The organism is Microcella daejeonensis (assembly GCF_026625045.1).
GTDB lineage: Bacteria > Actinomycetota > Actinomycetes > Actinomycetales > Microbacteriaceae > Microcella > Microcella daejeonensis.
In genome coordinates, this window is record NZ_CP113089.1 from 240,212 (window position 1) to 262,730 (window position 22,519).

Consider the following 22,519-nt stretch of genomic DNA (forward strand, 5'->3'; position numbering starts at 1 on the left):
CCGGCCCGCGACTCAGCGCTCGGCTGCGCGCGCCGGCGCCCTCCTCAGCCGTCGGCGAGCGCCGCGGTCGTGCGGGCTCCGAGGCCGAGCGCTCGTGCGGCCTCGAGATCGTCGAGCGTGTCGACGTCGCGGCGCAGGGTGGTGAGGGTGAGCGGCGGGCCGGCGAGTCCGGCCGTGAGGTTGACGTAGCCCGCCTCGGCGTGCGCCTCGGCGGAGCCCGGCCCGAACCGCAGCGAGTGCGGCAGGCCCGCCGCGGCGACGACGAGCGCCGTTCCCGAGCCCTCGGCGTCGGGCACGAAGGCCCAGCTGTGCTCGCTCGCCGCGAGCAGCGCGGACTCGAGGTCGGCGGGGTGCAGCGCCGGCAGGTCGCCCAGCAGCACGGCGGTGGGGGCATCCGCGTCGCAGATCGCCAGCCCCGCGCCGATCGCGACGAGGAGGCCGAAGCCGGGATCGGGCACGATGCGCACGCCGGCGACGGGCTCGGGCAGGGCCCCGACGACGATGAGCTCGCCCACCGCGGCGCAGGCCCGCGCGGCGAGGACGGTGTCGAGCGCGATCGCCTCGGCGATGCGCGCCCGGCGCTCCTCGGCGACGGCGAGGCGCGACTTGCCCTGGCCCCCGCCGCGCACGGGGATGACGAGGGAGACGGGACGGGCCATCGTTCGAGCCTAGGCCGCGGCCGGCTCGAGCAGCGCGTCGTCGGCGCGCGTCAGCAGGGAGACCGGGGCGACGCGCGCGAGCATCCGGCGCCACCAGGGCGACTGCCGGCGGAGCGCGGCGAGCACGCCGTCGATGACCGGCGGATCGACGGCCGACCGCTCGGCACCGAAGGCGCGCGCCTCGGCGGCGAGCAGCACGCGCTCGAGGTCGGCCCGCACCGCGGCATCGCCGGCGCCCCAGCGATCGGCGAGCGCGCGGGGCGTGAGCGTGAGCGCGGCGGGCAGACCGAGATCGCGCGCGGTGTCGCGCACCTCGCGCCAGCGGTCGAGCGCATCGGACGAGCGGCGGCGGCGGGAGCGGCGGAGCGCGCGGACGACGCCGGGGGCCGCGAGCCCCGCGAGCAGGAGAACCACCGCGAGCGCCGCGACGGCCGCCGGATCGGGACGGAAGCCGGCGACGGCCCCCGCCTCGGCCCCGTCACCGCCCGCGCCGGGGGCGTCGCTCGGCACGAGCGGATCCGCGCCATCGGGGCCCGGCGTCGTGGCGCTCGGATCGGGCGCGTCGCTCGGCGTCGCCGGGTCGGGCGTGGGGCTGGGGGTCGCGCCCGGCTCGGCGGGAGCATCCGTCGCCGGCACGTCGTCGGTCGCGTAGGCGGGGGTCGTGCCGCGCGAGGGCGTCGGCTCGAAGCGCACCCAGCCCAGGTCGTCGAAGTGCAGCTCGGGCCAGGCGTGCAGGTCGTCGCTGCTCACCGCGAACTCGCTCGGCGCGTCGGGGTCGCGGGTTCCCGGCAGCAGGCCGACGGCGATGCGGGCGGGGATCCCGAGGGTGCGCGCCATGAGCGTCATCGCCGAGGCGTAGTGCACGCAGTAGCCGCTGCGGGCCTCGAGGAACCGCGCGACGATCTCGGCGCCCGTTCCGTCGTAGCCGCCCTCGACGGGCGCCTGCTCGGAGTACTCGAAGGCGCCGTCGGTGAAGAACCGCTGCAGCGCGAGGGCCTGCTCGTAGGGGGCGGCGAGGTCGCCGACGACGGTGCGCGCGGTCTGCGCGACGATCGGCTCGGTCTCGTCGGGCACCGCGCGATAGCGATCGAGCCCGGGGGCGGTCACGCCCGCCGCCCGCAGCTGCTCGGGCGTCGGCTCGGCGACGAGGCTGTCGACCGTGTACGAGCCGGCGCGCAACGGCCCCGCCGGCGATCGCATCGTCAGCCCGTCGCGGTCGACGATCCAGGAGCCGTCGAGGTCGGTGACCCGAGCGGGCGAGCTCGGCAGCGGCACCCACCGCGAGCGCAGGTTGACGAGCGTGATGTCGGTGGTCGCCTCGCTGCGCGCCACCTCCTCGCCGAACCAGGCGGGCGGGCCGACGTCGTCCGTGGGCTCAGCCGGGGCGTCGCGCACGACCGGCTGCACCTCCTGCCCCTCGAAATCGGCCAGGTGCGAGAGCGTCAGGTAGAGCCCGCCCTCGGCCGTCGTCGAGTACCGCAGCACGGTCACCGGCGCACCGCGCCGCAGGTCGTCGCCGAGCGAGATCACCGGGTTCACGCCCGAGGTGACGGCCGCGACGCCCGCGCCCGTCGGCCGGTCGCCGACGACCACCGCGGGCAGCAGCAGCGGGGCGATGACGGCGACCGCGACGACGGCCGCGGCGATGCCGACCGCCCGCCCCGCCGCCGCCCCGCCGCCGCTCGCTGCCGGACGGTGCACGGCGAGCACGAGCAGGAACGCCACCGCGGTCGCGAGCACCGAGAGGAGCGGCAGCTCCCCCGGGACGAGCACGACGGGCACGGCGAGCACCGCGAGCAGCGGCACCGCGGCGAGCGCCGGGCGTCGCAGCGCCGAGGCCGCGACGTCGGCGAGCAGCACGAGCGCCCCGATGCCGGCGGCGAGGAAGAAGCGGATGCCGTCCTCGGCGATCGCCGGGATGCCCTGCTCGGCGATGCCCGACTCCCCCTCGAGCACGAGCTCGCCGATGCGGCGCACGACGCCCTCGAACAGCAGGTCGTCTCCGACCGGCACGAGCGCGTCGAGCGCGAACATCGCGATGAGCGTGATCGGCAGGGCGAGCACTCCCGCGACGACCGACCACAGGCGCGCCCAGGCCGGCGCGGTGCGGCGCACGATGAGCCCGGCCGCGAGCACGATCGCGGCGACGACGAGCGTCGAGGCGAACCACGGGCCCTCCGGCTCGAGCAGAACGGTGAAGCCCGAGAGCGCGGCGCCGGTCGCGAGCAGCAGGGCGAGGCCGACGGCGGGCGAGCCCGGCCCCGTGAGGCCGGGGGCGGGGGCGGATGCCCGCGCGCGCGTCGCCCGCTCAGCCACGGCGCGCCCCCTCGCGCAGCAGGGCCTCGGCGGGCGTGCGCTCCTCGGCGCGCCCGAGCAGCGACCACCAGGCGTCCGCGAGCGGCGCCGTCGGCTCGACGACGGCCGTGAGCCAGCCGGCCCGGCGGAAGGCGTCCTCCGCCTCGCGGCCCGCCGGGCCGTCGGCGACCGGGCCGGAGGGGGCGACGAGCAGGGCGACGGCGACCGATCCGGGGGCGCGCTGGGCGAGCATCCACCGCACGGTGCCGGCGTCGGGGCGGCACGCCACCGCGACGAGGGGAACGGACGCGGCGGTGCCTGGGACGCCGTCGAGCGGAGCGGCCGGCGAGAGGGCGAGCACGGCGAGCTGCCCGAGCACGCGGCCGACCGGGCCGTCGGCGGAGGGCGCCTCGTCGGAGCGCGGCGAGGGTGTGACGAGGTCGACGGCGTAGCCCCGTTCGGCGAGGTGCGCGGCGGCGGAGGCGGCCATGCGCACGACCCACTCGAAGGAGGGCGAGGCGGGCTCGCGGCGCGGCCGGTGATCGGGGTAGGAGGGGAGCTGGTCGTCGACGAGCAGGCGCGCGCGGGGGCCGGCCTGCGGCTCGTCCTGACGCACCATGAGCTCGCCCTGGCGTGCCGAGACGCGCCAGTGCACGCGCCTCATCGCGTCGCCGCTGCGGTACTCGCGGGTGATGACGTCGTCGTCGGCGCGCTCGCGCGAACGACTGCTGCGCGGCCCGCTCTCGGCGCTGGGGTCGGGCACCGGTCCGGCGGGCAGCGGCTCGACGGCGGGCAGCACGAGCTGGGTCGTGACGGCGACCGTGCTGGTGACCCGCACCGCGAGCGCGAAGGGGTCGCGCTCCTCGACGAGCAGCGGGCCGACCGAGGCGAGGCCGCGGCGCTCGGGCCAGTAGCGGTAGCCGAGGGAGCGCGGACGCCGCGCGCGCACCTCCTCGAGGCGGCCGGGGCCCGCGTAGCCGGGCGGCATGGGCACGCGCTCGATCCACTCGGCCGCGCGGGCGCGCCCCGAGACGAGCACCTCGACGCGCACGGGCTCGTCGACGGTCGCGACGACGGGCTGCAGATGCCGTGCGACGGCGAGCCGGGGGCGGGAGGCCGCGACGACGAGGAATCCCACGATCGGCGCTGCGGCGGCGACCACCGCGAGGGGCAGGATCTCGGGGCGCTCGAGCCCGTAGGCGAGGGCGGCGAGATTGGCGGCGACGACGAGGAACGCCCAGCCCCTGCCGGTCAATCGCGGCACGGCGCCCCTCAGTGCCGGGCGCCGGGCACCGGCACGGGGGTCGCGGCGATGATGCGGTGCACGACGTCGTCGACGCCCCGCACGGGCGATCCATCGGGATGCTGGGCGCGGGGAACGAGGATCATGCGGTGCGAGAGCACCGTGGTGGCGAGCGCGTCGATGTCGTCGGGCAGCACGAAGTCGCGGCCGTCGAGGGCCGCGCGGGCGCGGGCGGCGCGCACGAGCTGCAGCGTGGAGCGCGGGCTCGCGCCGAGCCGCAGCGCCGAGTCGTCGCGCGTGGCCTGCACGATCGCGACCGCGTACTGCTCGACGGCGGGGCTCACGAAGACCTCGCGCACGGTCGCGATCATGCGGCGCAGCCCGGCGACGTCGACGAGGGGCTGCAGGCGGTCGAGCGGCGAGCCGTGCTCCCGATCGCGCAGCATCTGCTGCTCGCTGGCCGCGTCGGGGTAGCCGATCGAGATGCGCGCCATGAAGCGATCGCGCTGCGCCTCGGGCAGGGCGTAGGTGCCCTCCATCTCGACGGGGTTCTGCGTCGCGACGACGAGGAACGGAGACTCGAGGCGGTGGGTGTGCCCGTCGACGGTGACCTGGCCCTCCTCCATGCACTCCAGCAGGGCGCTCTGGGTCTTCGGGCTCGCGCGGTTGATCTCGTCGCCGATGACGATGTGCGCGAAGACCGGGCCGGGGGTGAACTCGAACACGCCCTGCTGCTGCCGGTAGACGCTCACGCCCGTGATGTCGGCGGGCAGCAGATCGGGGGTGAACTGGATGCGGCTGACGGTGCCGGCGATGCACGTGGCGAGCGCGCGGGCAAGCACGGTCTTGCCCACGCCCGGAACGTCCTCGATCAGCAGGTGCCCCTCGGCGAGCAGCACGGTGAGCGCCATGTCGACGGCTTCGGGCTTGCCGTCGAGCACCCCGTTCATCGCGTGCCGGATGGCGTCGCCGAGCTCGGCGAACCGCTCCATCGAGATCGGGCCGGACTCCCCCTCGGCCGAGCCGGCGGCGGCTCCCGCGGTCGGGGGGTCGGCCGGGTGGTGGTCGGCAGTGCCGGGGCTCGTCGTCGTGCTCACGTCGGCATCCTCGCACGTCGCGGTGACGAAAAGGCCGACGACCTCGCGGGAAGGTCAGGAATTCTCGGATGCTCCGGCCGCGGCCGCGCGGCCCGCCGCGAGCCCCTCGGCGTAGCCCGCCGCATGCCCCTCGGCGCGCGCCTCGCGGTGGCCGAGGTAGAACATGTCCTCCTCGGCGCGGCGCACGAGCTGCCGGCCGCCCGGGGCTGCGGCATCGAGCAGGCGCGCCATTCCGCGGATCACGGCGACGGGCATCCCGCTGGATTTGCCCTTCACGAGGTCGGCGGCCGCCGCGATCTCGTCGCCCACGGCGGGGGCCGTGACCTCGAGCAGCTTGCCGCTCGCGTCGCGCCCGCCGCGCAGGTCGTCGAGCAGCCGCACGCCGCTCGCCCCGATCGCGATGTCGGTCTGGCCCTCGCGCCAGGCGCGGCCGGCCGTGTCGGTGATGACGACGCCGACGGGGGCGCCGATCCGCGCCTCGACCGCCGCGCGGATCGCCGCCGCGCTCGCATCGGGGTCGAGCGGCAGCAGCAGCACGGTGCCGTCGGCGGTATTGCTCGCGTCGACGCCGGCCGCGGCCATGACGAGCCCGAGGCGGTTCTCGACGATGCGGGTGACGCCTCCGGGGTGCTCGCGGGTCGCGACCACCCGCACGGTCTCGTCGGTGATCGCCTGCTCGCGGTCGGCCGCCGTGCGGATGCGCCCCTCGGCCTTGCTCACGATCTTGCTCGTCACCGCGAGGATGTCGCCGGGCCGCACGTCGCCCGCCTCCGCCGCCCGCGCGATGAGGTCGGGCAGGTCGTCGCCGGGCACGATCTCGCCGATGCCGGGCAGCACGAGCACGGTCAGGGCGGTGGGATGCTCGGGTGCGGTCACGCTGCCATTCTCGCAAGCGCGGCCGTGCGCCGACTCCTAGCGGGCGTCGTCGCGGCGGCGGCGCGCCTCGACCTCGGCCTCGAGGCGTCGGATGCGCGCATCGTTCTCGGCCTGCGCGATCTCCGCCTTGAGCCGGGCGAGCTCTGCCTCGGTCGAGCTGAGCGGCGCGCTGCCCGCGGCGGCGACCAGGCGCTCCCAGCGGCGCGGGTCGCCGAACGGGACGGCCTCGGGACGCGGGCCGTAGTCGCGGCCGATCGTCCACCAGAGGATGGCTCCGACGAGCGGGATGAGGATCACGAGGATGATCCAGAAGGTCTTCGGCAGGTGGTTCACCTGGTGCTCGCCGCGCATGATGATGTCGGCGAGGGTCAGCACGGAGAGCAGGATCGGCAGCGCGGCCAGGATCAGGTACACGCGGTCACCCTAGTGAGGAAACCGCGTCTTGCGCCAGGGTCGGCGCGAGCATCCCGCCGTCGCCGTGCGCGAATGCAGGACTTCCGAGCACGACTACGGCATGTCGCGGCCTACGGCGAGGGGACGCTCCGGGGACGTCCTGCATGTGCGCGCGCTCGCGGCCGGACGAGCGGTCCCCGGGCCCGGACCGGCATCCGTCGGACGGAGGGCGCGGGTCAGCGATGCAGCTTCGGCAGCACTTCGCGCCCGAAAACCTCGAGGAACTCCGCCTGGTTGCGCCCGACGTTGTGCAGGTAGACGCGGTCGAAGCCGAGGTCGAGGTAGCGCTGGATGGCCGCACGGTGCACCTCGGGGTCGGCGCTCACCAGCAACCGGTCGTCGAAGTCGTCGGGGCGCACGAGCTTGGCGATCTGCTCCAGGTCGTGCGGCGAGCGGATGTCGCTCTTCGCGAAGCGCATCCCGCCGTTGGGCCACTCGACGAGCGCGTTCGTCATCGCCTGCTCCTCGCTCGGCGCCCACGACAGGTGCAGCCGCAGCACGCGGCTCGTGCTCGCGAGGTCGCGGCCCGCCTCGCGGGCCCCGTCGGCGAAGCGCTGGAAGAGCATCCCGATCTTCTCGATCGGCGCCGCCTCGATGATGAGGCCGTCGACGGTGCGCCCGGCCCGCTTCGCCGTGACGGGGCCGGCGGTGGCGATGAGGATGCGCGGCGCCTCGACCGGCATCGTCCACAGCCGCGACGTGCCGAGGCGGAAGAACTCGCCGTCGTGCCGGGTCTCCTTGCCGGCGAGGGATGCCGAGAACAGCTTGGTGATGATCGTCACGGCCTCGAACATGCGGTTGAGGCGCTCGGCGGGCTCGGGCCAGTACTGCCCCGTGACGTGCTCGCTGATGGCCTCGCCGCTGCCGATGCCGAGCCAGTGGCGCCCCGGGTAGAGCGCGGCGAGCGTCGCCGACGACTGGGCGACCGCGGCCGGATGAACGCGGAAGGTCGGCGTGACCGGACCGACCCCGATGTCGCCCGCGGTCGCCGCGCCGAGCGCCCCGGCGACCGGCCAGACGGCGCTCGCCTGGCCCTGCTGCGGCGTGAAGGGGGCGAAGGCGTCGGCGGCCATCGTGCCGTGGAACCCGTGCTGCTCGGCGAGACGCGCGAGCGCGACGGCCTCGGCCGGCGGGTACTGCTCGAGCGCGGCGGCGTAGCCGATGAGCGGGGCGGCAGGGGTCATGGGGCTAGTCTGCCGCGCCCGGTGCGCGGCACGCGCCTCTTCGCCTCGCGAACCGCGTTCGCGCCCGGTCAGGCCTGCGAGCGGGCGAAGAGCTTCGCGAAGAATCCGGGCTCCGCCTCGTGGCCGGCGCATCGCTGGGCGCGCGGGACGCCGCGCATCACCTGATCGACATGCTGACCGCAGCCCGCCCAGGTGGTCTTGCCGCATCGGCGGCACGTGGTCTGCTGGCACATGGTGCGCTCCTCTCGTGGGGTCTCCATTATACCCCCCGGGGTATTTTCAGATCGACCCATCACACCGCTGCGTCCTTGAGGCGCCGCGCGACACGCCCGGGATTCCTCTTGCGCCGCCGGTCGCGCGCAGGGTAGGTTCCTCAGGCACTCACTCACCCACTACGCCGAAAGGAGGCCCGCAATGTTCATGAACACCGCGATGTTCATCACTCTCGGAGGATTCCCCTCCACCGCCGGCTTCGTCGGCGTCCTCTCCGCCTGACCGGGTAGCAGATTCCGCCACCCGCGCACGCGGTGGCGACGCTCTCGAAGCCCGATCCCCGGCTGACGCCTCCGCGTCCTTCGGCGGTCACGCCCCGTTCACGACCCCTCTCCCTTCCGCGGCCATCATGGCGTCGCCGATCGACGAGGGCGTCGATCCCCTTCCGCCGCCACGAGCGGCACCCTTCCGGTTCGGCATCCGCCGAGGCGCGCCACCGCGCGCCGACGATGGATGCTGCGCCACGCATCAGAGGAACGAACCCCGCATGAGCACCGCGCTCGCAGCTCGACCGAGCCGACCGTCCATCGTCCATCCGCAGTCCGTGCCCGCGCGCCCGCGCCGGGTGAGCCTGCCCGACCGCATCGCCCTGCGCATCGGCATCGCCCTCGTGCAGTGGAGCCGTCGACCGCGCGTCATCGTCACGCGCGCGTCGATCATCCGACGCCGCGAGGCGCAGCACGACCGCCGCCGGCGCGAGCAGCAGTGGCAGCACGCCGCGCTGCTGATCCTTCCGCCGCGATGAGCTCGTCATGAGCTCACGCCGCGGAGGAGCATCCGCACCACCGGCACCACCTGCAGCACCCGCAGCACCCGTGAAGGCCGTCGCCGAGGTTCGCCTGGGCGGCGGCCTTCCGCCGTCGACGGGGGTCTAGTCCTCGGTCGGCGCCTGCAGGAACTCCGCCACCGCGCGCGGCACGTACGGCGCGACGTCGCCCCCGAGGGAGGCGACCTGGCGCACGAGCGAGCTCGAGACGTGCGCGTGCGCGGGGTCGGGCAGCATGAAGATCGTCTCGACGCCGGCGAGGTTGCGGTTCACGATCGCCATCGGCGTCTCGTAGGCCACATCGATCTGCGAGCGGATGCCCTTGATGAGCACGGTCGCCCCCACATCGGTGCAGTAGTCGACGAGCAGTCCGACGCTCCAGCTGGTGACGATGATCGAGCGCGGCAGAGCGCGATCGGCGACAGCCTGCTCGATGAGGGCGACGCGCTGGGCGATCGGCAGCATGGCCGTCTTCGCGGGGTTGTGCACCACGACCACGTGCACCTCGTCGAAGATGCGGGCCGCCCGCTCGATGACATCGAGATGCCCGAGCGTGATCGGGTCGAACGATCCGGGAACGACAGCGACTCTGCTCACGGCTCCAGCCTAGCGAGGCCGTGTTTCCACGACGTGTCCGAGCACCGCACCGACGCCGCCGCCGCGCGAATGGCGCCTCAGGCGGCCGACTCCGCCGCCTCGGCGTACTGGGCCGTCACGAGGATGGGCAGGTGATCGCTCGCCCCTCGCGGCAGCGTCTGCACGCTGTCGATGAGCAGGTTGAACGAGGTGGCGAAGTCGAAGTGGCCGCGGAAGAACTTGTACCGCGTGTAGGTGCGGCGGTCGCTGAGCGAGAGCTCGTAGCCCGATTCCCGCACCTCTGCGGTGAGGAAGTCCTTGAACAGCGGGTAGTTGAAGTCGCCCACCATGAGCGTGGGCAGGCCGTCGCCGAAGCCGCGCAGGGCCTCGTGCGCCGCACGGATCTGGTTGCGCCGCAGCGAGTTCAGGGCGGTGAGCGGCGCGGCGTGGAACGAGGCGACGACGAGCTCGTGCCCCGACTCGCGATCGACGAGGTGGGTGCCGAGCAGCCGCTCGTGGGCGGGCGCCGCGATGATGTCGTGCAGCGACTTCTTGAGCTGGAACGCGCCCGTGGTCGTCGACTCGAAGCGCTCGCGGTCGTAGTAGATCGCGAGTCCCAGCCGGTTGCGCTTGGTGGCGTCGGCGAGATGCAGCGGGCCGAGCTCGGCGGGCAGATCGACCGTGTCGACCTCCTGCAGGCACAGCAGCTGCGGAGCGTGGTCGTCGATCAGCGCGGAGAGCTCACCGATCGCGGCGTGCTTGCGCAGGTTGTAGCTGATGGCCTTCATGACCCTCCCCAGCCTAATTCTTCGCCAGGAACGCGCGCGCACCGTCGTCCAGGCGCCTTTCGAGGGCGTCTCTCAGATCGGGATGCCCGCTGAGCGCCGCATCCCCCTCGAGCACCTCGGCCGCCGCCTCGCGCGCCGCGCCGATCAGGTCGCCGTCCTTCGCGACGCGCAGCAGTCGCAGGCTGGATCGGCCCCCGCTCTGCGTCGATCCGAGCACGTCGCCCTCGCGCCGCAGCTCGAGGTCGACCTGCGCGAGCTCGAAGCCGTCGAGGGTCGCGGCGACCGCCTCGACCCTCTCGCGCGCGAGGGTCTCGGGCAGCGCGGCTGTGACGAAGAGGCAGAGCCCGGGCACGCCGCCGCGGCCGACGCGGCCGCGCAGCTGGTGCAGCTGGCTGACGCCGAAGCGATCGGCGTCGACGACGACCATGGTCGAGGCGTTGGGCACGTCGACGCCGACCTCGATGACGGTCGTGGCGACGAGCACGTCGATCTCGCCGGCGGCGAACGAGCGCATGACGGCGTCCTTCTCCTCGGTGCCCATGCGCCCGTGCAGCGGTTCGATACGGCGACCCGCGAGCGACGGGTGCTCGCGCAGCAGCGGCACGAGCTCGGCCACGGAGGCCGGCGGGCGGTCGACGACCTCGGCCGCGGCATCCTCATCGTCGTCGGCGAGCGCGTCGGGGTCGTCCTCCTTCGTCGTCGGATCGATGGCCGGCACGACGACGAAGCCCTGCCGGCCCTGGGCGAGCTCCTCGCCGAGGCGCGCCCAGGCGCGGTGCCACAGCTCGCGGCGCTCGGCGAGCGGAACGACGTGGCTGACGATGGGGATGCGGCCGGCCGGCAGCGTCGTGATGGTCGACACGTCGAGGTCGCCGAAGACGGTCATGGCGACGGTGCGCGGGATGGGCGTGGCGGTGAGCACGAGCACGTGCGGCGGCACGGCGCCCTTGCGGCGCAGGGTCTCGCGTTGCTCGACGCCGAAGCGGTGCTGCTCGTCGACGACGACGAGGCCGAGGTCGGCGAACTGCACGAGCTCGCCGAGCAGCGCGTGGGTGCCGACGACGATGCGGGATGCTCCGCTCGCGATCGACAGCAGCACCTGACGGCGCTGCGCCTGCCCGAGCTGGCCGGTGAGCAGCACGGGTCGCAGCCGGGCGGCGAGCTCGGGACCGAGCGCCGCGACGATGGAGCGCAGGTGCTGGGTCGCGAGCACCTCCGTCGGGGCGAGCAGCGCGCTCTGGCCGCCGTCCTCGGCGACGGCGAGCATCGCGCGCACGGCCACGAGCGTCTTGCCCGAGCCGACCTCGCCCTGCACGAGCCGGTTCATGGGCACCGCCTGCGCCATGTCGCGCGCGATCTCGTCGCCGACGAGCTGCTGGTCGTCGGTGAGGTCGAAGGGCAGCGCGGCGTCGAAGCCGGCGAGCAGCGGCCCGGGCCGGCGCGGGGTCGCGGGGCTCTCGCGCAGCTGGGCGCGGCGCTGCAGCAGCGCGGCCTGCAGCAGGAACGCCTCGTGGAAGCGCAGGGTGTCGCGCGCGGTCCGCCACTGCCGATCGTCCTCGGGCTGGTGCATCCAGGTGAGGGCGCGCTGCAGGTCGAGCAGGTCGAACTCGGCGCGCACGGCGGGCGGGACGGGGTCGGTGAGGCCGGCGATCGACGCGAGAGCGACATCCATCGCCTTCGCGATCTGCCAGCTGGCGACCGTCGAGGTGGCCGGGTAGATCGGGATGGGCTGCATCGCCCACTTCTTGGCCTGCTCGCTGCCGATTGCGGGCGCGTCGTCGGGGTCGAAGAGCTCGTAGTCGGGGTGGGCGAGCTGGCGGATCCCGCGGTACTCGCCGACCTTGCCCGCGAAGATGCCGCGGCGGCCGACGGTGAGGTCGTTCTTGCGCCAGGCCTGGTTGAAGAAGGTGAGGATGAGGATGCCGCGGCCGTCGCTGATCTTCACCTCGAGGATGGAACCGCGACGGGCCCGCATCGTGCGCTCGGTGACCTCGAGCACGTCGGCGACGATCGTGACCGACTCGTCGATCTGCAGCTCGCTCAGCGCGGTGAGCTCGCCGCGGCGGGCGTAGCGCCGCGGGTAGTGGCTGAGCAGGTCGCCGACGGTGAGCATGCCGAACGCCCGCTTGAGGGCGTTGGCGCTGCGGTCGCCGAGGGCGCTCGCGAGCTTCGCGTCGAGGGGGCCGGTCACGCCCTCTACGGTAGCCGCGCCGACCGACGCCGCCGCGCGGGGGCGGGCATCGCGATCGGCGAGGTGCGGGGGTGCGCGACGTGGTCGCCGCTGGGGCCGGCGGTCTCGTCGGCCGCGTCGAGGTCGGGCGCGGCAGGGCCGGCGATGCCGTCGGCGTGCTCGGCGTCGCCGCCGGTGTCGGAGCGGACGAAGGCGATGCCGCCGAGGATGAGCAGTCCGCCGAGGCCCTGCAGCAGGGTCAGCTGCTCGCCGATGAGCAGGAACGCCCAGAGCGAGGCCATCGCGACCTCGAGCAGGCCCATGAACGCGGCGAGCCGTGCCCCGAGGATGGCGCTCGCGCTGATGCTCGAGGCGTAGGCGACCGCGGTGGAGATGATGCCGACGAGCAGCAGGGGCACCCACCACGCGGCGACGGCGCCGAGCACCGAGACGTCGGCGAAGGAGGCCGTCATGGGCAGCAGGCCGGTGAGGCCGACGAGTCCGAGCAGCGCCGCGCTGAACAGCAGCGAGACGCAGGCGAGCGCGATCGAGGGCAGGCCGTGCGCGGGGCGGGCGGCGATGACGTAGTAGCCGGCCGCTCCGACCATGGCGCCGGCGGCGAGCAGGACGCCGACCGGATCGAGGGCGCCGTCGCCGCCGGGCGAGACGATGAGCACGAGCCCGCCGACGGCGAGCGCCGAGCCGATGAGCACGACCGGGCGCGGCGCGCGGCGGCTCAGCGCCCAGGCGACGGCGACGAGCAGCAGCGGAGCCATGTACTCGATGAGGATGGCCGTGCCGACGGGGATGGTCTGCAGCGAGGCGAAGTAGAACAGCTGCGTGCCGACGACGCCGACGAGCGCCATGCCGAGGATGCGCCAGCGGCCGACCCAGAGCGTGCGCCAGCGGCCGCGCAGCTGCACGAGCGCGATCGGCAGCAGCACGAGGCCGCCGATGAGCACGCGCACGGCGACGGCGGCGGCGGGGCTCCAACCGGCCTGCAGGAGCGGCTTCACGAGGGCCCCCGAGGTGCCGAAGGAGGCGGCGGCGAGGAGTCCGAGGGCGAGGCCGGCGGCGATCGGGCGGGGCATGGGCATCCTGTCTCGGATCGGCGCCGTCAGGAGTGCGGCGCCCGTTCACCACTGACGTTATGCTGGGCGCGAATAAGGAGTCAAATTGCATTTCGCCCCTGACACCGATGAGGTGCTGCTCTTCGACATCGCGCTCGCCAACACGGCGCCGACGGCTTCGCGAAGCGGGCTCGACGAGCTCGCGACGCCGGCCGAGCTGACCGCGCTGCTCGACGAGTGGCGCTTCTCCGGCCGCTTCGATCGGGATGAGGCCGAGCTCGCCGCCGTGCACGGGTTCCGCGACGAGCTGCGCGCGCTGTGGGTGCTCGACCGCGACGCGATGGCCGAGCGCGTCAACGCCATGCTGCGCGAGACCGACGCCCAGCCGCGCCTCGAGCGCCACGACGGCTTCGACTGGCACCTGCACACGACGCCCATGGATGCCCCGCTCGTCGACCGCATCCGCGCCGAGGCCGCCCTGGCCCTCGTCGACGTCGTGCGCACCGACGAGACGGATCGCATGCGGGTCTGCGAGGCCCCCGACTGCACGGGTCTGCTCATCGACCTGTCGCGCAACGGCTCGAAGCGCTTCTGCAGCGTGCGCTGCGGCAACCGGGTGAACATGATCGCGTTCCGGGAGCGGAAGGCCGACGAGGCGAACGGCGCGGGCTAGGGCGGCGAGGGGCGCACCGGGTGCGCCGGGTGCGCCGGGTGCGCGGGGTGCGCGAGGACGCCGGGTGAGCGGGTTGCGCTCGGCGGCGCCGGCTCCGGCTCCGGCTCCGGCTCCGGCTCCGGCCCAGGCTCCGGCTCACGCTCCGGCACCGGTTCCGGCTCGGCCAGGCGGATCCCCGCGGACGAACGGGGCGGGCTTCTCGAGTCCGCGCTCCTTCCACAACTACGGACCGGCTGAATCATGCTCACCCGCTCCGCAGTTGTGGAAGGACGGCGGAGAAGGTTCCCCTACCCCGGCGCGGCACTCCGCGCGCTGCTCACCCTGCACTCGCTGCTCGCGTTGCCCGCGCTGCTCGCGCTGCTCGCGCTGCCTGCACGGCCCGCACGGCCCGCACGACCGCACTCCGCGCCGCGTCGCGCGCACCCCGCGCCGTGTCGCGCCGTGCGCGGGCTAGCGTGGAGCCGTGACGCGCATCATCGCCGGGTTCGCCGGCTCCCTCACCCTGCAGGTGCCCCGGGTCGGCACCCGGCCCACGAGCGATCGCGTGCGCGAGGCGATCTTCAGCGCCCTCTCGGCGCGCGGGCTCATCGACGGCGCCCGCGTGCTCGACCTCTACGCCGGCAGCGGGGCGCTCGGGCTCGAAGCGGCCTCGCGCGGAGCATCCACCGTCATGCTCGTCGAGAAGAGCCACGCGGCGGTGCAGGTCTGCAAGCGCAACGCCGAGCTCGTGCGGGCCCGCGCCCGCGGTGACGAGCCCCGCATCACCGTGAGCGGCAAGCCGGTGCAGTCGTTCCTGACGTCGACCGCGGGGGCCTCCGCGCACCGCTACGACCTCGTGCTCGTGGACCCTCCCTACGAGCTCGGCGGGCTCGAGCTCGACCACGTGCTCGCGGCGCTCGTGCCGCACCTCGCGCCCGAGGCGGTCGTCGTGCTCGAGCGCTCGAGCCGCAGCGCGCAACCCGAGTGGCCCGCGGGGCTCGCGCTCGACCGGCGCACCGACTACGGCGAGACGGCGGTGCTCTGGCTCTCGGCGAGCAGCGCGGGCGACGCGGGCGACGCGCTCGACGACGAGGCTGTCGACGACGGGGCTCCGAGCACCTAGCCCGCCTGCCCGCTCCATTCCGCGAACGGATCCCAGCCGCCGCGCTCGTCGACCGCGCGGCCGTCCACGAGCACCGCGGGCACGGCGCGCCCCTCGGCGTCGACCGGCGCCGCGACCACGCGCCCGATCGCGACGAATCCGCCCGGGAGCCCCTGCTCGGCGACCGCGGCGGGGAACGTCGCCATCAGCGAATGATCCTCCCCGCCGGTGAGCGCGTGCGGGCCGGCCGCCGCGAGCAGCGCGCCGTCGAGATCGAGGCCGACGCCGCTCGCGCGGGCGACCCGGCGGGCGTCGAGCGCCAGGCCGTCGCTGAGATCGAGCATGGCGGTGGCTCCGGCGCGGGCGGCGAGGGTGCCGTCGGCGATCGGCGGTCGCGGGGCGAGCTGGGCCGACAGCGGCTCGGGATGCTCGGCGCGCAGCCGGGCGGCGGCAGTGGCATCCGGCGCCCCCGTCGCGTCGACGCCCCGCTCGAACAGCAGCGCGAGCCCCTCGGCCGCGAGCCCCAGCGGGCCGGAGACCGCGATCACGTCGCCCTCTCCCGCGCCGGATCGCGTCACGGGCGCGCGCCCCTCGAGGTCGCCGAATGCCGTCACGGCGATCGTCAGCACGCTCGAGACGCTGAGGTCGCCGCCGACGACGCCGCAGCCCGGCGCGAGCGCGGCGCACGCGTCGCGCATGCCGTCGGCGAAGGCCTCGAGCTCGGGCACGGGCGTGCTGCCCGGCGCCGCGAGGGCGACGACGAGGGCGGTCGGCCGGGCGCCCATCGCGGCGACGTCGCTGAGGTTCGTGGCGGCGGCCTTCCATCCGAGGTCGTGCATGGTCGACCACGCCGTGCGGAAGTCGGGGCCGTGGATCATCATGTCGGTCGTCACGACGTAGCGGCCGTCGGCGGCGGCGAGCACGGCGGCGTCGTCGCCCGGCCCGAGCAGGGTCGCGGCCGACTCGGGCAGGCGCGGGATGATGCGCGCGAGCGCCGCGAGCTCGCCGACCGCGTCGAGGGTGTCGCGCGGGTCGGGGGTGCTCGCATCGCGCATATGCCCACGGTATCGCGGCCCGCCCGGCAGACTGGGGGCATGAGCGACAAGACGCCCGGCACTCCGTACGGCCCGGCCGCCCCACCATCCGCTGCCGCCGCTCCCGTCGCCGCTCCGGTCTCGATGCCGACGCCCGCCGACGCGCCGACCCTCGCGGACGACGTCGTCGCGCGCGCCCGCGCCGGGATGCGCACGGCCGCGCGCGTGCTCGGCCTCACCGCGATCGGGCTGCTCGTCGCCTTCGTGATCCTCGTCGTCGTGGACCAGGCGGGCGGCCCCGTCGCCGACATCACGGAGCCGGTCGGCGGCATCCTCGGCATCGGCTCGCCGCTGCTCGCCGTCGTCGCGCTCAACATCCTCGTATGGCGCGCGCTCGTCCCCGGTCTCGCCCGCCTGGCGCCGAGCACCCGCGTCGTGGCAATCGTCGGCATCGGCCTCGCCATCGCCGGCGCGAGCGTCGTCCTGCTGGCCGGCCTGCTCTGGGCCGGCGTCATCGCGATCCTCCTGCTCGAGGGGTTCAGCTGATGCCCGGCCCCTCCCACTCCTCCGTCCGGCTGCGCGGCCTCGGGCGGCTGCTGCTGACGATCGCCGGCGTCGCAGCCGTGGTCGTGCTCGCCGCCGCGATCATCGCGCCGCGCATCCCGGTTCCCGCCGATCTGCGCGCTCTCGCCGACGCCGCCCGCTTCATCGGCCCGCCGCTCGCCCTGCTCGCCGGCCTCGCGGCCCTGCTGCTCGCGCGCCGCCTCGAGCGCCGCGCCGATCGTGGAGCGCCGGAGCGCGACACGGCCGCGCTGGTTTTCCGCGGCATGCTGCTGACCGCCGGCGGACTCATCCTCCTCGGCATCGTCAGCGCCCTCTGGAGCGCCGCCGTGCTCGCCGCGGGCGACCTCCTCCCCTGAGCGACGCGGGGGCGGGATGCTCGGCTCGCGCCGACCGCCGGCCGATACCCTGAGCACGATGACCGCTCCCGCCCGCCGCCGCACGCTCGCGCTCGCCCTGCCGCTCGCCCTGCCGCTCGCCCTCCTGCTCGCCGGCTGCACGGGCACCGTCAACCTCGAGGCCGCCCCCGAGGCCAATGCGCTCGCGTGCGCCGAGATCTCGGTGCGCCTCCCCGACACCGTGGGCGAGCTCGAGCGCCGGTCGACCAACGCGCAGGCCACCGCCGCCTGGGGCGAGCCGACTGCCGTCATCTACCGCTGCGGCCTGCCGCCGATCGGCCCGAGCGATCTGCCGTGCTTCACCGTCGACGGGGTCGACTGGCTGCTCGACGACTCGAACGCACCGAGCTTCTCGTTCGTCAGCTACGGCCGCACCCCCGTCACCGAGGTGATCGTCGACAACGACGTCGTGCGCGGGCCCGAGGCGCTGCGCCCGATCAGCGCCGCGGTCGCCGCGGTGCCCGCCGAGATGCGCTGCCTCGACGCGACCGACGTGTTCGGCGGCGGCACGGTGCCGGGAGAGGAGCCCGCGCAGACGCCGGCCCCCGAGGAGCAGACCGGTGCGCCCGAGCCGAGCGGGACGCCCGCTCCTTAGGCGCGCGGCCCGTCGAGCCCGACGAGCTTGCCCGCGATGCCGCCGGCGGCGCGCAGCGCGGCCCCGCCGCCGAACCCGGCCTGCGGGAACACGATGCGCTTGTCGCGCGCCTCGACGATCGCGTCGACGAGCACCTCGGCCGCGGGGCGCTTCGTCGCCCAGAGGTACAGCGAGAGAGCGCCGGGGATGGAGTTGACCTCGTTGACGTAGAGCTCGCCCGTCGCCTCGTCGAGCAGCAGGTCGACGCGCACGATGCCGGTCAGGCGCGTGACGTCGGCGACCCGCTCGGCGAGGGAGCGCGCGGCCGCGTGCACCGCGTCGGGCACCTGCGCGGGGAACTCGCGGGGCGCGCTCGACAGGCCCGCCTCCGATCCGGCGCCGCCGGCGAGGTACTTCTCGGCGTAGGAGTAGAGGGCGCTGTCGCCGGCGCCGCGCAGCGGCTTCTCGAGGTCGCTGATCTCGAGCTGCGGGTGCGTGCGGAACGAGATGTTGAGGTCGACGAGCTGCGGGCGGTACGGCTCGAGCACGGCGCCGGTGCGCAGGTGCACGCTGGCGCCCGCGAGCGCGCGCGCGGCATCCAGGTCGTCGGCGATCTCGATGCCGATCGACGAGCCGCCGAAGCGGGGCTTGACGATGTACGGGCCGGCGAAGCTCGGCTCGGTGAGGGTCGACACGGCCTCGCGGGGCAGCGAGGGGATGCCCGCCGCGTGCATGAGGCCGCCGAAGGCGAGCTTGTCCATGCCGACGGCCCCGGCGAAGATCGTCGACCCCGTCGCGGGGATGCCCAGCGTGGAGAACAGCGCGGCACCGCCGCCGCCCTCGCCCGCGCCGCCGTGCAGGCACAGCAGGGCCGCCTCGATGGGGAGCTTCTCGGCCCCGAGCCGCTTGCGTCGGTAGAGGCCGGGCTCGCCGGAGAGGCGCACCTCGAGCGGCACGCTCTCACGCGGAGCGCCCTCGAGGTAGTCCTTCGCCTCGGTCGCGTCGGGCACGCGGAACCACTCCCCCGTCGGCGACCAGTAGATCGGCACCACGGCGTGCCCGGCGGCGACGAGCACGCGCTCGGCCTGCAGGCCGGTCAGGATGGAGATCTCGTGCTCGGGGCTCGGGCCGCCGAAGACGACGGCCCAGGGGGCGTTCTGGTTCATGGGCACCTAGCGGAGTCGTGCGCCGCGGTCAGCCCCTGCCCGGGCGGCGACTCACGGGTAGTGGTCGGGCAGGTCGTTCTCGTAGAGGATAACGCCCCGGTCGGCGGCGAGATCGACGGCCGCGCGCACCGCGGCCTCGCGCCCGTCGACGACGTGGGCGCTCGGGCCGTACCCCGCGAGCAGGGCCGCCCGGTTCGTGCGGCCGACCGCGAAGAGGGTGCCGCCCGCGGCCTTGATCGCCGCCGCGAAGTCGCGGTTGCGCTCGGCCTGCACGGGCCCGAGCTCGACCATGCCGGGGGTGACAACGACGAGCGCGCCGCCGCGCTCGGCCGCGAGCTCGGCCGCGCCCTCGAGCGCGCGCCGGGCTCCGACCGGGTTGGAGTTGTACGTGTCGTCGATGACGAGCGCGCCGCTCGGCGCCTGCTGCACCTCGGCGCGGTGCTGCGAGCCGGGCAGCGAGCCGAGCCGGGCGGCGATCGTCGCGACCGGCACGTCGGCCGCGTAGGCGATGCCCGCCGCCACGGCGATGTTGACCGCGTGGCCGGTGCTCGAGACGGCGACGGCGACCGGATCGGCGCCCCGCCCGATCGTCAGGGATGCCGCGCCCTCGCCGCGCGCATCCAGCACCACATCGGCGTCGGCCCCGGCGTTCATCGAGACCGAGATCACGCGCTTGCCGGCGCGAGCGCACTGCTCGGCCAGGCGCGCGATGCGCTCGTCGTCGATCGGCAGCACGACGGTGCGCGCCCGCTCGGTGATCTCGGCCTTCGCGCGGAAGATGACGTCGGTCGAGCGCATGCGCTGCAGGTGGGATTCGCCGATCACCGTGATCGCGGCGATGTCGGGCGGGAAGTGGGTGGAGAGCTCGCGGATCTCGCCGGCGCCGAAGATGCCCATCTCGGCCACGAAGATCTCGGTGCCGGGGACGAGCTTGTCGTTCACCGCGCGCGACAGCCCGAGGCGGTTGTTGAACGACGCCGGGCTCGCGACGGTCGTGTACGTGCCGCTGAGCAGGTGCGCGACGTAGTTCTTGGTGCTCGTCTTGCCGTAGGAGCCGGTGATGGCGACGACCCGCGGGCCGACCTGCTGCAGGCGCGCGCGGGCCTGCACCACGAACCGGCGCGACATCGCCTTCTCGATCGGCGCCATGATCGCGAGCGCGAGATCGGTCAGCGGGGCGCTCAGCAGCAGCACGAGCGCGGGGCCCGCGGCGCCGAGGAGCGCCGCGAGGCCGATGCCGGCGATGAGGTGGACGACGATCCAGGCGGCGAGCAGGCGCTTGACGCGTGCGGTCAGCGCGAAGCGGGCGCTGCGCCCGCGCACGGGCAGCCCGTACGGCAGCCGGGCGAGCACGAGGATGGCGGCGAGCGCGAGGAAGGGGCCCGCGTCGGCGAGACCGTCGAGCGTGACACCTCCGGGGCCGGCGATGACCGCGAGGGCGACGAGCACCACCACGACGGCGGTGCCGATCGCGGTGATCGGCTCGCGGGAGACCCAGAGGGCAGCCATGCGGCTCACCCAGGTGGGCACGTAATGCTCGCGCTGCGCCACGCGCAGCCAGCGCGCAGCGACGGGCACGGCCGCGAGAGCGGCCAGCCCGAGCGCGATGAGGGTGATCGGCTCGGTGAGGATCATGCCGGGGCGTTCCGTTCTCTCAGCATCGTCATGAGCTCCTCGCGCACGGAGAGCTCGAGATCGCCGGTCAGCAGGTGCTCCGAGCCCGGCACCACGCGGAAGCGGGCGCCGCAGCGCTCCGCCGCGATGCGGCCGGCCTCGGTGGGGGCGGCGGTGTCGTGCTCGCCCCACACCATGCTGACGGGGCAGGTCAGCGCCCGCAGGTCGTCGTCGTAGTCCTCGTTGACCGCGGCGACGAGGACGCCGCGCATGACGCCCTGGGCGGCGCGGTAGTCGGCGGATCCGCGCTGGTTGCGCAGGTCATCCATGCGCGCATCGCTCAGCAGCCCGCGGGCGTTGGCCCAGCGCGCGAGACGGTACGAGAGCGGCGGCTTCACCGTCGGGGCGAGGCGCACGAGGGGCGCACCGGTGAGCACGAGGCCGCTCACCAGCTCGGGGCGGCGGGCCGCGAGCCGCACGGCGACGCGGCCGCCGAAGGAGTGCCCGACCACGACCACGGGCGCGTAGGCCGCGATCGCCTCGGCGACGAGCTCGGCGTACTGCTCGGTGCCCCACACCGTCTCGGGGGCGGGCGCCGGGCCGAAACCGGGCAGATGGATGCTCACGGCATCCAGGCCGGAGAGGATCGTCGCGAAGTCCCCGCCGTCGCGCCCCCAGCCGTGCAGCGCGACCACCGCGGGCGGCGTCGAGCCCGACTTCTCGGCCAGGACGCGGCCGCCGGAGAGGGAGGTGATCACGGGGTCAGCCTATCGGGCGCCATGCCCCCCGAGTGGGGGTCAGCGCGCCGGGATGTGCGCATCGCGCACTCCTCCGGCCCACCGGCCGCCGTGCCCGTCGGCCCCGCGGCTCGGGCGCGCATCGGTTCCCCCGCCGTGCGGCTCACTCGCCCTGCGGCTCGTCGCTGTCGGTGGCGAGGTGCGGCGCGAGCTCGCGCGGGTCGAGGGTGCCCTCGAGCACCTGGGCGACCTGGGCGACGATGGGCATGTGCACGCCGCGCTGCTCGGCGAGCTCGAGGATGGGCCCGACCGACGAGAGGCCCTCGGCCGTCTGGTTCATCTGCGCGATGACCTCGGTGAAGGCGTAGCCCTGCCCGAGCAGCCGCCCGGCGGTGTTGTTGCGCGAGAGCTTCGACTCGCACGTCGCGATGAGGTCGCCGAGGCCCGCGAGGCCGCTCATCGTCTCCGCCTGCGCGCCGTAGGCGACGGCGAAGTGGGTGAGCTCGACGAGCCCGCGGGTGATGATCGAGGCCTTCGTGTTCTCGCCGTACCCGACGCCGTCGGCGATGCCCACGGCCACCGCGATGAGGTTCTTGAGCACCCCGCCGAACTCGGTGCCGATGACGTCGGTGTTGACGAAGCTGCGGAAGTACTCGTTCGTCGCGGCCTGCGCGACCGCGACCGCTGTGGCGTGGCTCGCGCTCGCGACGACGGCGGCGGTCGGCTGCTTCTTCGCGATCTCGAGGGCGAGGTTCGGGCCGCTGACGACCGCGATGCGCTCGACGTCGATGCCCAGCTCGTTGGCGATGACCTCGCTCATGCGCAGGCCCGTGCCGCGCTCGACGCCCTTCATGAGGCTCACGACCGGCACGTCCGGCGGCACGATGTCGCGGATGGAGTGCAGGTTCGAGCGCAGCGACTGGCTGGGCACCGAGAGGTAGACCTGCTGCGCGCCGGCGAGCACGCGCTCGAGACGGTCGTGCGCGCGCAGGTTCGGCGGCAGGTTGATGCCGGGCAGGTAGTCGCTGTTGCGGTGCGTCTCGGTGATCTCCTGCGCGACCTCGCGACGGCGGGCCCAGAGCGTCGTCTGCGCGCCGGCGTCGGCGAGCACCTTCGCGAAGGTCGTGCCCCACGAGCCGGCTCCGAGCACGGCGATGCGCAGCGCGTCGGGGGCGAGGCCCTCCAGCGGCAGCGAGATGGCCTCGGTCAGGGGCGGGTGCTCGACGGTGCG

Annotated in this window: 23 protein-coding genes; 6 read left to right on the plus strand and 17 right to left on the minus strand. The window is 74.7% G+C overall.

From position 1 onward, the window contains the following. Window positions 1-44: 44 nt before the first annotated feature. The 8 genes from cofC to OVN18_RS01260 form a co-directional block, all read right to left on the minus strand. Window positions 45-659, minus strand: coding sequence for a 2-phospho-L-lactate guanylyltransferase (gene cofC, locus OVN18_RS01225; protein ID WP_267781451.1), 615 nt, complete (start codon window positions 657-659; stop codon window positions 45-47). Between the two features lie 9 nt (window positions 660-668). Continuing rightward, window positions 669-2,975: a transglutaminaseTgpA domain-containing protein gene (locus OVN18_RS01230; protein WP_267781452.1), complete on the minus strand. Its 2,307-nt coding sequence runs from the start codon at window positions 2,973-2,975 to the stop codon at window positions 669-671. Next, a complete protein-coding gene (locus OVN18_RS01235; RefSeq protein ID WP_267781453.1) occupies window positions 2,968-4,218 on the minus strand; it encodes a DUF58 domain-containing protein in 1,251 nt (416 codons plus the stop codon). The genes OVN18_RS01230 and OVN18_RS01235 overlap by 8 nt, the downstream gene beginning before the upstream one ends. A gap of 8 nt (window positions 4,219-4,226) precedes the next feature. Beyond that, the gene (locus tag OVN18_RS01240) at window positions 4,227-5,189 is read right to left on the minus strand and encodes an AAA family ATPase (protein ID WP_267737703.1); all 963 of its coding nucleotides are present in this window, start codon (window positions 5,187-5,189) and stop codon (window positions 4,227-4,229) included. 159 nt (window positions 5,190-5,348) lie between these two features. Then, window positions 5,349-6,170 carry a coenzyme F420-0:L-glutamate ligase gene (cofE, locus tag OVN18_RS01245; protein WP_267781454.1) on the minus strand — a complete coding sequence of 274 codons (822 nt, stop codon included), beginning with the start codon at window positions 6,168-6,170 and terminating at the stop codon, window positions 5,349-5,351. A gap of 36 nt (window positions 6,171-6,206) precedes the next feature. Then, window positions 6,207-6,584: a PLD nuclease N-terminal domain-containing protein gene (locus tag OVN18_RS01250; RefSeq protein ID WP_267781455.1), complete on the minus strand. Its 378-nt coding sequence runs from the start codon at window positions 6,582-6,584 to the stop codon at window positions 6,207-6,209. A 215-nt stretch (window positions 6,585-6,799) separates the two neighbouring features. Continuing rightward, on the minus strand, window positions 6,800-7,807 hold the full coding sequence (locus OVN18_RS01255; RefSeq protein ID WP_267781456.1) for a TIGR03557 family F420-dependent LLM class oxidoreductase: 1,008 nt from the start codon (window positions 7,805-7,807) through the stop codon (window positions 6,800-6,802). A 68-nt stretch (window positions 7,808-7,875) separates the two neighbouring features. Continuing rightward, window positions 7,876-8,040, minus strand: a complete 165-nt coding sequence (locus OVN18_RS01260) for a hypothetical protein (RefSeq protein WP_267781457.1) — start codon at window positions 8,038-8,040, stop codon at window positions 7,876-7,878. A 527-nt stretch (window positions 8,041-8,567) separates the two neighbouring features. Here OVN18_RS01260 and OVN18_RS01265 point away from each other — a divergent pair. Next, window positions 8,568-8,825: a hypothetical protein gene (locus OVN18_RS01265; RefSeq protein ID WP_267781459.1), complete on the plus strand. Its 258-nt coding sequence runs from the start codon at window positions 8,568-8,570 to the stop codon at window positions 8,823-8,825. A 126-nt stretch (window positions 8,826-8,951) separates the two neighbouring features. Here the strand turns inward: OVN18_RS01265 and coaD are convergent, their stop codons facing one another. From coaD to OVN18_RS01285, 4 genes are all read right to left on the minus strand, one after another. Next, a complete protein-coding gene (gene coaD / locus OVN18_RS01270) occupies window positions 8,952-9,443 on the minus strand; it encodes a pantetheine-phosphate adenylyltransferase (protein WP_267781461.1) in 492 nt (163 codons plus the stop codon). Between the two features lie 77 nt (window positions 9,444-9,520). Then, entirely contained in the window at window positions 9,521-10,210 is a 690-nt protein-coding gene (locus OVN18_RS01275) for an endonuclease/exonuclease/phosphatase family protein (RefSeq protein WP_267737714.1), read from the minus strand. A gap of 13 nt (window positions 10,211-10,223) precedes the next feature. After that, window positions 10,224-12,401 (minus strand): ATP-dependent DNA helicase RecG, encoded by a 2,178-nt coding sequence (locus tag OVN18_RS01280; protein WP_267781463.1) that lies wholly within the window; start codon window positions 12,399-12,401, stop codon window positions 10,224-10,226. A gap of 5 nt (window positions 12,402-12,406) precedes the next feature. Beyond that, complete coding sequence (locus tag OVN18_RS01285; RefSeq protein WP_267781465.1) at window positions 12,407-13,471, minus strand: EamA family transporter; 1,065 nt, start codon at window positions 13,469-13,471, stop codon at window positions 12,407-12,409. 85 nt (window positions 13,472-13,556) lie between these two features. Here OVN18_RS01285 and OVN18_RS01290 point away from each other — a divergent pair, with 85 nt between their 5' ends. Continuing rightward, window positions 13,557-14,123, plus strand: coding sequence for a CGNR zinc finger domain-containing protein (locus tag OVN18_RS01290; protein ID WP_267781466.1), 567 nt, complete (start codon window positions 13,557-13,559; stop codon window positions 14,121-14,123). 463 nt (window positions 14,124-14,586) lie between these two features. After that, the gene (rsmD, locus tag OVN18_RS01295) at window positions 14,587-15,225 is read left to right on the plus strand and encodes a 16S rRNA (guanine(966)-N(2))-methyltransferase RsmD (protein ID WP_267781467.1); all 639 of its coding nucleotides are present in this window, start codon (window positions 14,587-14,589) and stop codon (window positions 15,223-15,225) included. Here rsmD and thiL read toward each other — a convergent pair. Beyond that, the gene (gene thiL, locus OVN18_RS01300; RefSeq protein ID WP_267781469.1) at window positions 15,222-16,259 is read right to left on the minus strand and encodes a thiamine-phosphate kinase; all 1,038 of its coding nucleotides are present in this window, start codon (window positions 16,257-16,259) and stop codon (window positions 15,222-15,224) included. The two genes, rsmD and thiL, sit on opposite strands and share 4 nt — an antisense overlap. 39 nt (window positions 16,260-16,298) lie before the next feature. On the opposite strand from thiL, the gene OVN18_RS01305 reads away from it, so the two are divergent. The 3 genes from OVN18_RS01305 to OVN18_RS01315 are packed head-to-tail and all read left to right on the plus strand — an operon-like array spanning window position 16,299 to window position 17,792. Continuing rightward, entirely contained in the window at window positions 16,299-16,784 is a 486-nt protein-coding gene (locus OVN18_RS01305) for a hypothetical protein (protein ID WP_267781471.1), read from the plus strand. Further along, window positions 16,784-17,158, plus strand: a complete 375-nt coding sequence (locus tag OVN18_RS01310; protein WP_267781473.1) for a hypothetical protein — start codon at window positions 16,784-16,786, stop codon at window positions 17,156-17,158. Before OVN18_RS01305 ends, OVN18_RS01310 begins: the two co-directional genes overlap by 1 nt. Before the next feature lie 58 nt (window positions 17,159-17,216). Then, on the plus strand, window positions 17,217-17,792 hold the full coding sequence (locus OVN18_RS01315) for a DUF3515 family protein (protein ID WP_267781474.1): 576 nt from the start codon (window positions 17,217-17,219) through the stop codon (window positions 17,790-17,792). On the opposite strand, the gene OVN18_RS01320 is transcribed toward OVN18_RS01315, so the two are convergent. From OVN18_RS01320 to OVN18_RS01335, 4 genes are all read right to left on the minus strand, one after another. After that, the gene (locus OVN18_RS01320; RefSeq protein WP_267737725.1) at window positions 17,789-18,937 is read right to left on the minus strand and encodes a D-alanine--D-alanine ligase family protein; all 1,149 of its coding nucleotides are present in this window, start codon (window positions 18,935-18,937) and stop codon (window positions 17,789-17,791) included. The genes OVN18_RS01315 and OVN18_RS01320 overlap by 4 nt on opposite strands. A 51-nt stretch (window positions 18,938-18,988) precedes the next feature. After that, on the minus strand, window positions 18,989-20,572 hold the full coding sequence (locus OVN18_RS01325; protein ID WP_267781476.1) for a Mur ligase family protein: 1,584 nt from the start codon (window positions 20,570-20,572) through the stop codon (window positions 18,989-18,991). Further along, window positions 20,569-21,309: an alpha/beta fold hydrolase gene (locus tag OVN18_RS01330; RefSeq protein ID WP_267781477.1), complete on the minus strand. Its 741-nt coding sequence runs from the start codon at window positions 21,307-21,309 to the stop codon at window positions 20,569-20,571. Before OVN18_RS01330 ends, OVN18_RS01325 begins: the two co-directional genes overlap by 4 nt. 142 nt (window positions 21,310-21,451) lie before the next feature. Further along, the gene (locus tag OVN18_RS01335) at window positions 21,452-22,486 is read right to left on the minus strand and encodes an NAD(P)H-dependent glycerol-3-phosphate dehydrogenase (RefSeq protein WP_407666075.1); all 1,035 of its coding nucleotides are present in this window, start codon (window positions 22,484-22,486) and stop codon (window positions 21,452-21,454) included. Window positions 22,487-22,519 lie beyond the last annotated feature (33 nt).

Excerpts from the sequence above, each read along its gene's own strand:
- cofC (WP_267781451.1), bottom strand. The coding sequence starts at position 659 with ATGGCCCGTCCCGTCTCCCTCGTCATCCCCGTGCGCGGCGGGGGCCAG.
- OVN18_RS01240 (WP_267737703.1), bottom strand. The coding sequence starts at position 5,189 with ATGGAGCGGTTCGCCGAGCTCGGCGACGCCATCCGGCACGCGATGAAC.
- OVN18_RS01255 (WP_267781456.1), bottom strand. The coding sequence starts at position 7,807 with ATGACCCCTGCCGCCCCGCTCATCGGCTACGCCGCCGCGCTCGAGCAG.
- OVN18_RS01260 (WP_267781457.1), bottom strand. The coding sequence starts at position 8,040 with ATGTGCCAGCAGACCACGTGCCGCCGATGCGGCAAGACCACCTGGGCG.
- OVN18_RS01265 (WP_267781459.1), top strand. The coding sequence starts at position 8,568 with ATGAGCACCGCGCTCGCAGCTCGACCGAGCCGACCGTCCATCGTCCAT.
- OVN18_RS01275 (WP_267737714.1), bottom strand. The coding sequence starts at position 10,210 with ATGAAGGCCATCAGCTACAACCTGCGCAAGCACGCCGCGATCGGTGAG.
- OVN18_RS01285 (WP_267781465.1), bottom strand. The coding sequence starts at position 13,471 with ATGCCCCGCCCGATCGCCGCCGGCCTCGCCCTCGGACTCCTCGCCGCC.
- thiL (WP_267781469.1), bottom strand. The coding sequence starts at position 16,259 with ATGCGCGATGCGAGCACCCCCGACCCGCGCGACACCCTCGACGCGGTC.
- OVN18_RS01305 (WP_267781471.1), top strand. The coding sequence starts at position 16,299 with ATGAGCGACAAGACGCCCGGCACTCCGTACGGCCCGGCCGCCCCACCA.
- OVN18_RS01310 (WP_267781473.1), top strand. The coding sequence starts at position 16,784 with ATGCCCGGCCCCTCCCACTCCTCCGTCCGGCTGCGCGGCCTCGGGCGG.
- OVN18_RS01315 (WP_267781474.1), top strand. The coding sequence starts at position 17,217 with ATGACCGCTCCCGCCCGCCGCCGCACGCTCGCGCTCGCCCTGCCGCTC.
- OVN18_RS01320 (WP_267737725.1), bottom strand. The coding sequence starts at position 18,937 with ATGAACCAGAACGCCCCCTGGGCCGTCGTCTTCGGCGGCCCGAGCCCC.
- OVN18_RS01325 (WP_267781476.1), bottom strand. The coding sequence starts at position 20,572 with ATGATCCTCACCGAGCCGATCACCCTCATCGCGCTCGGGCTGGCCGCT.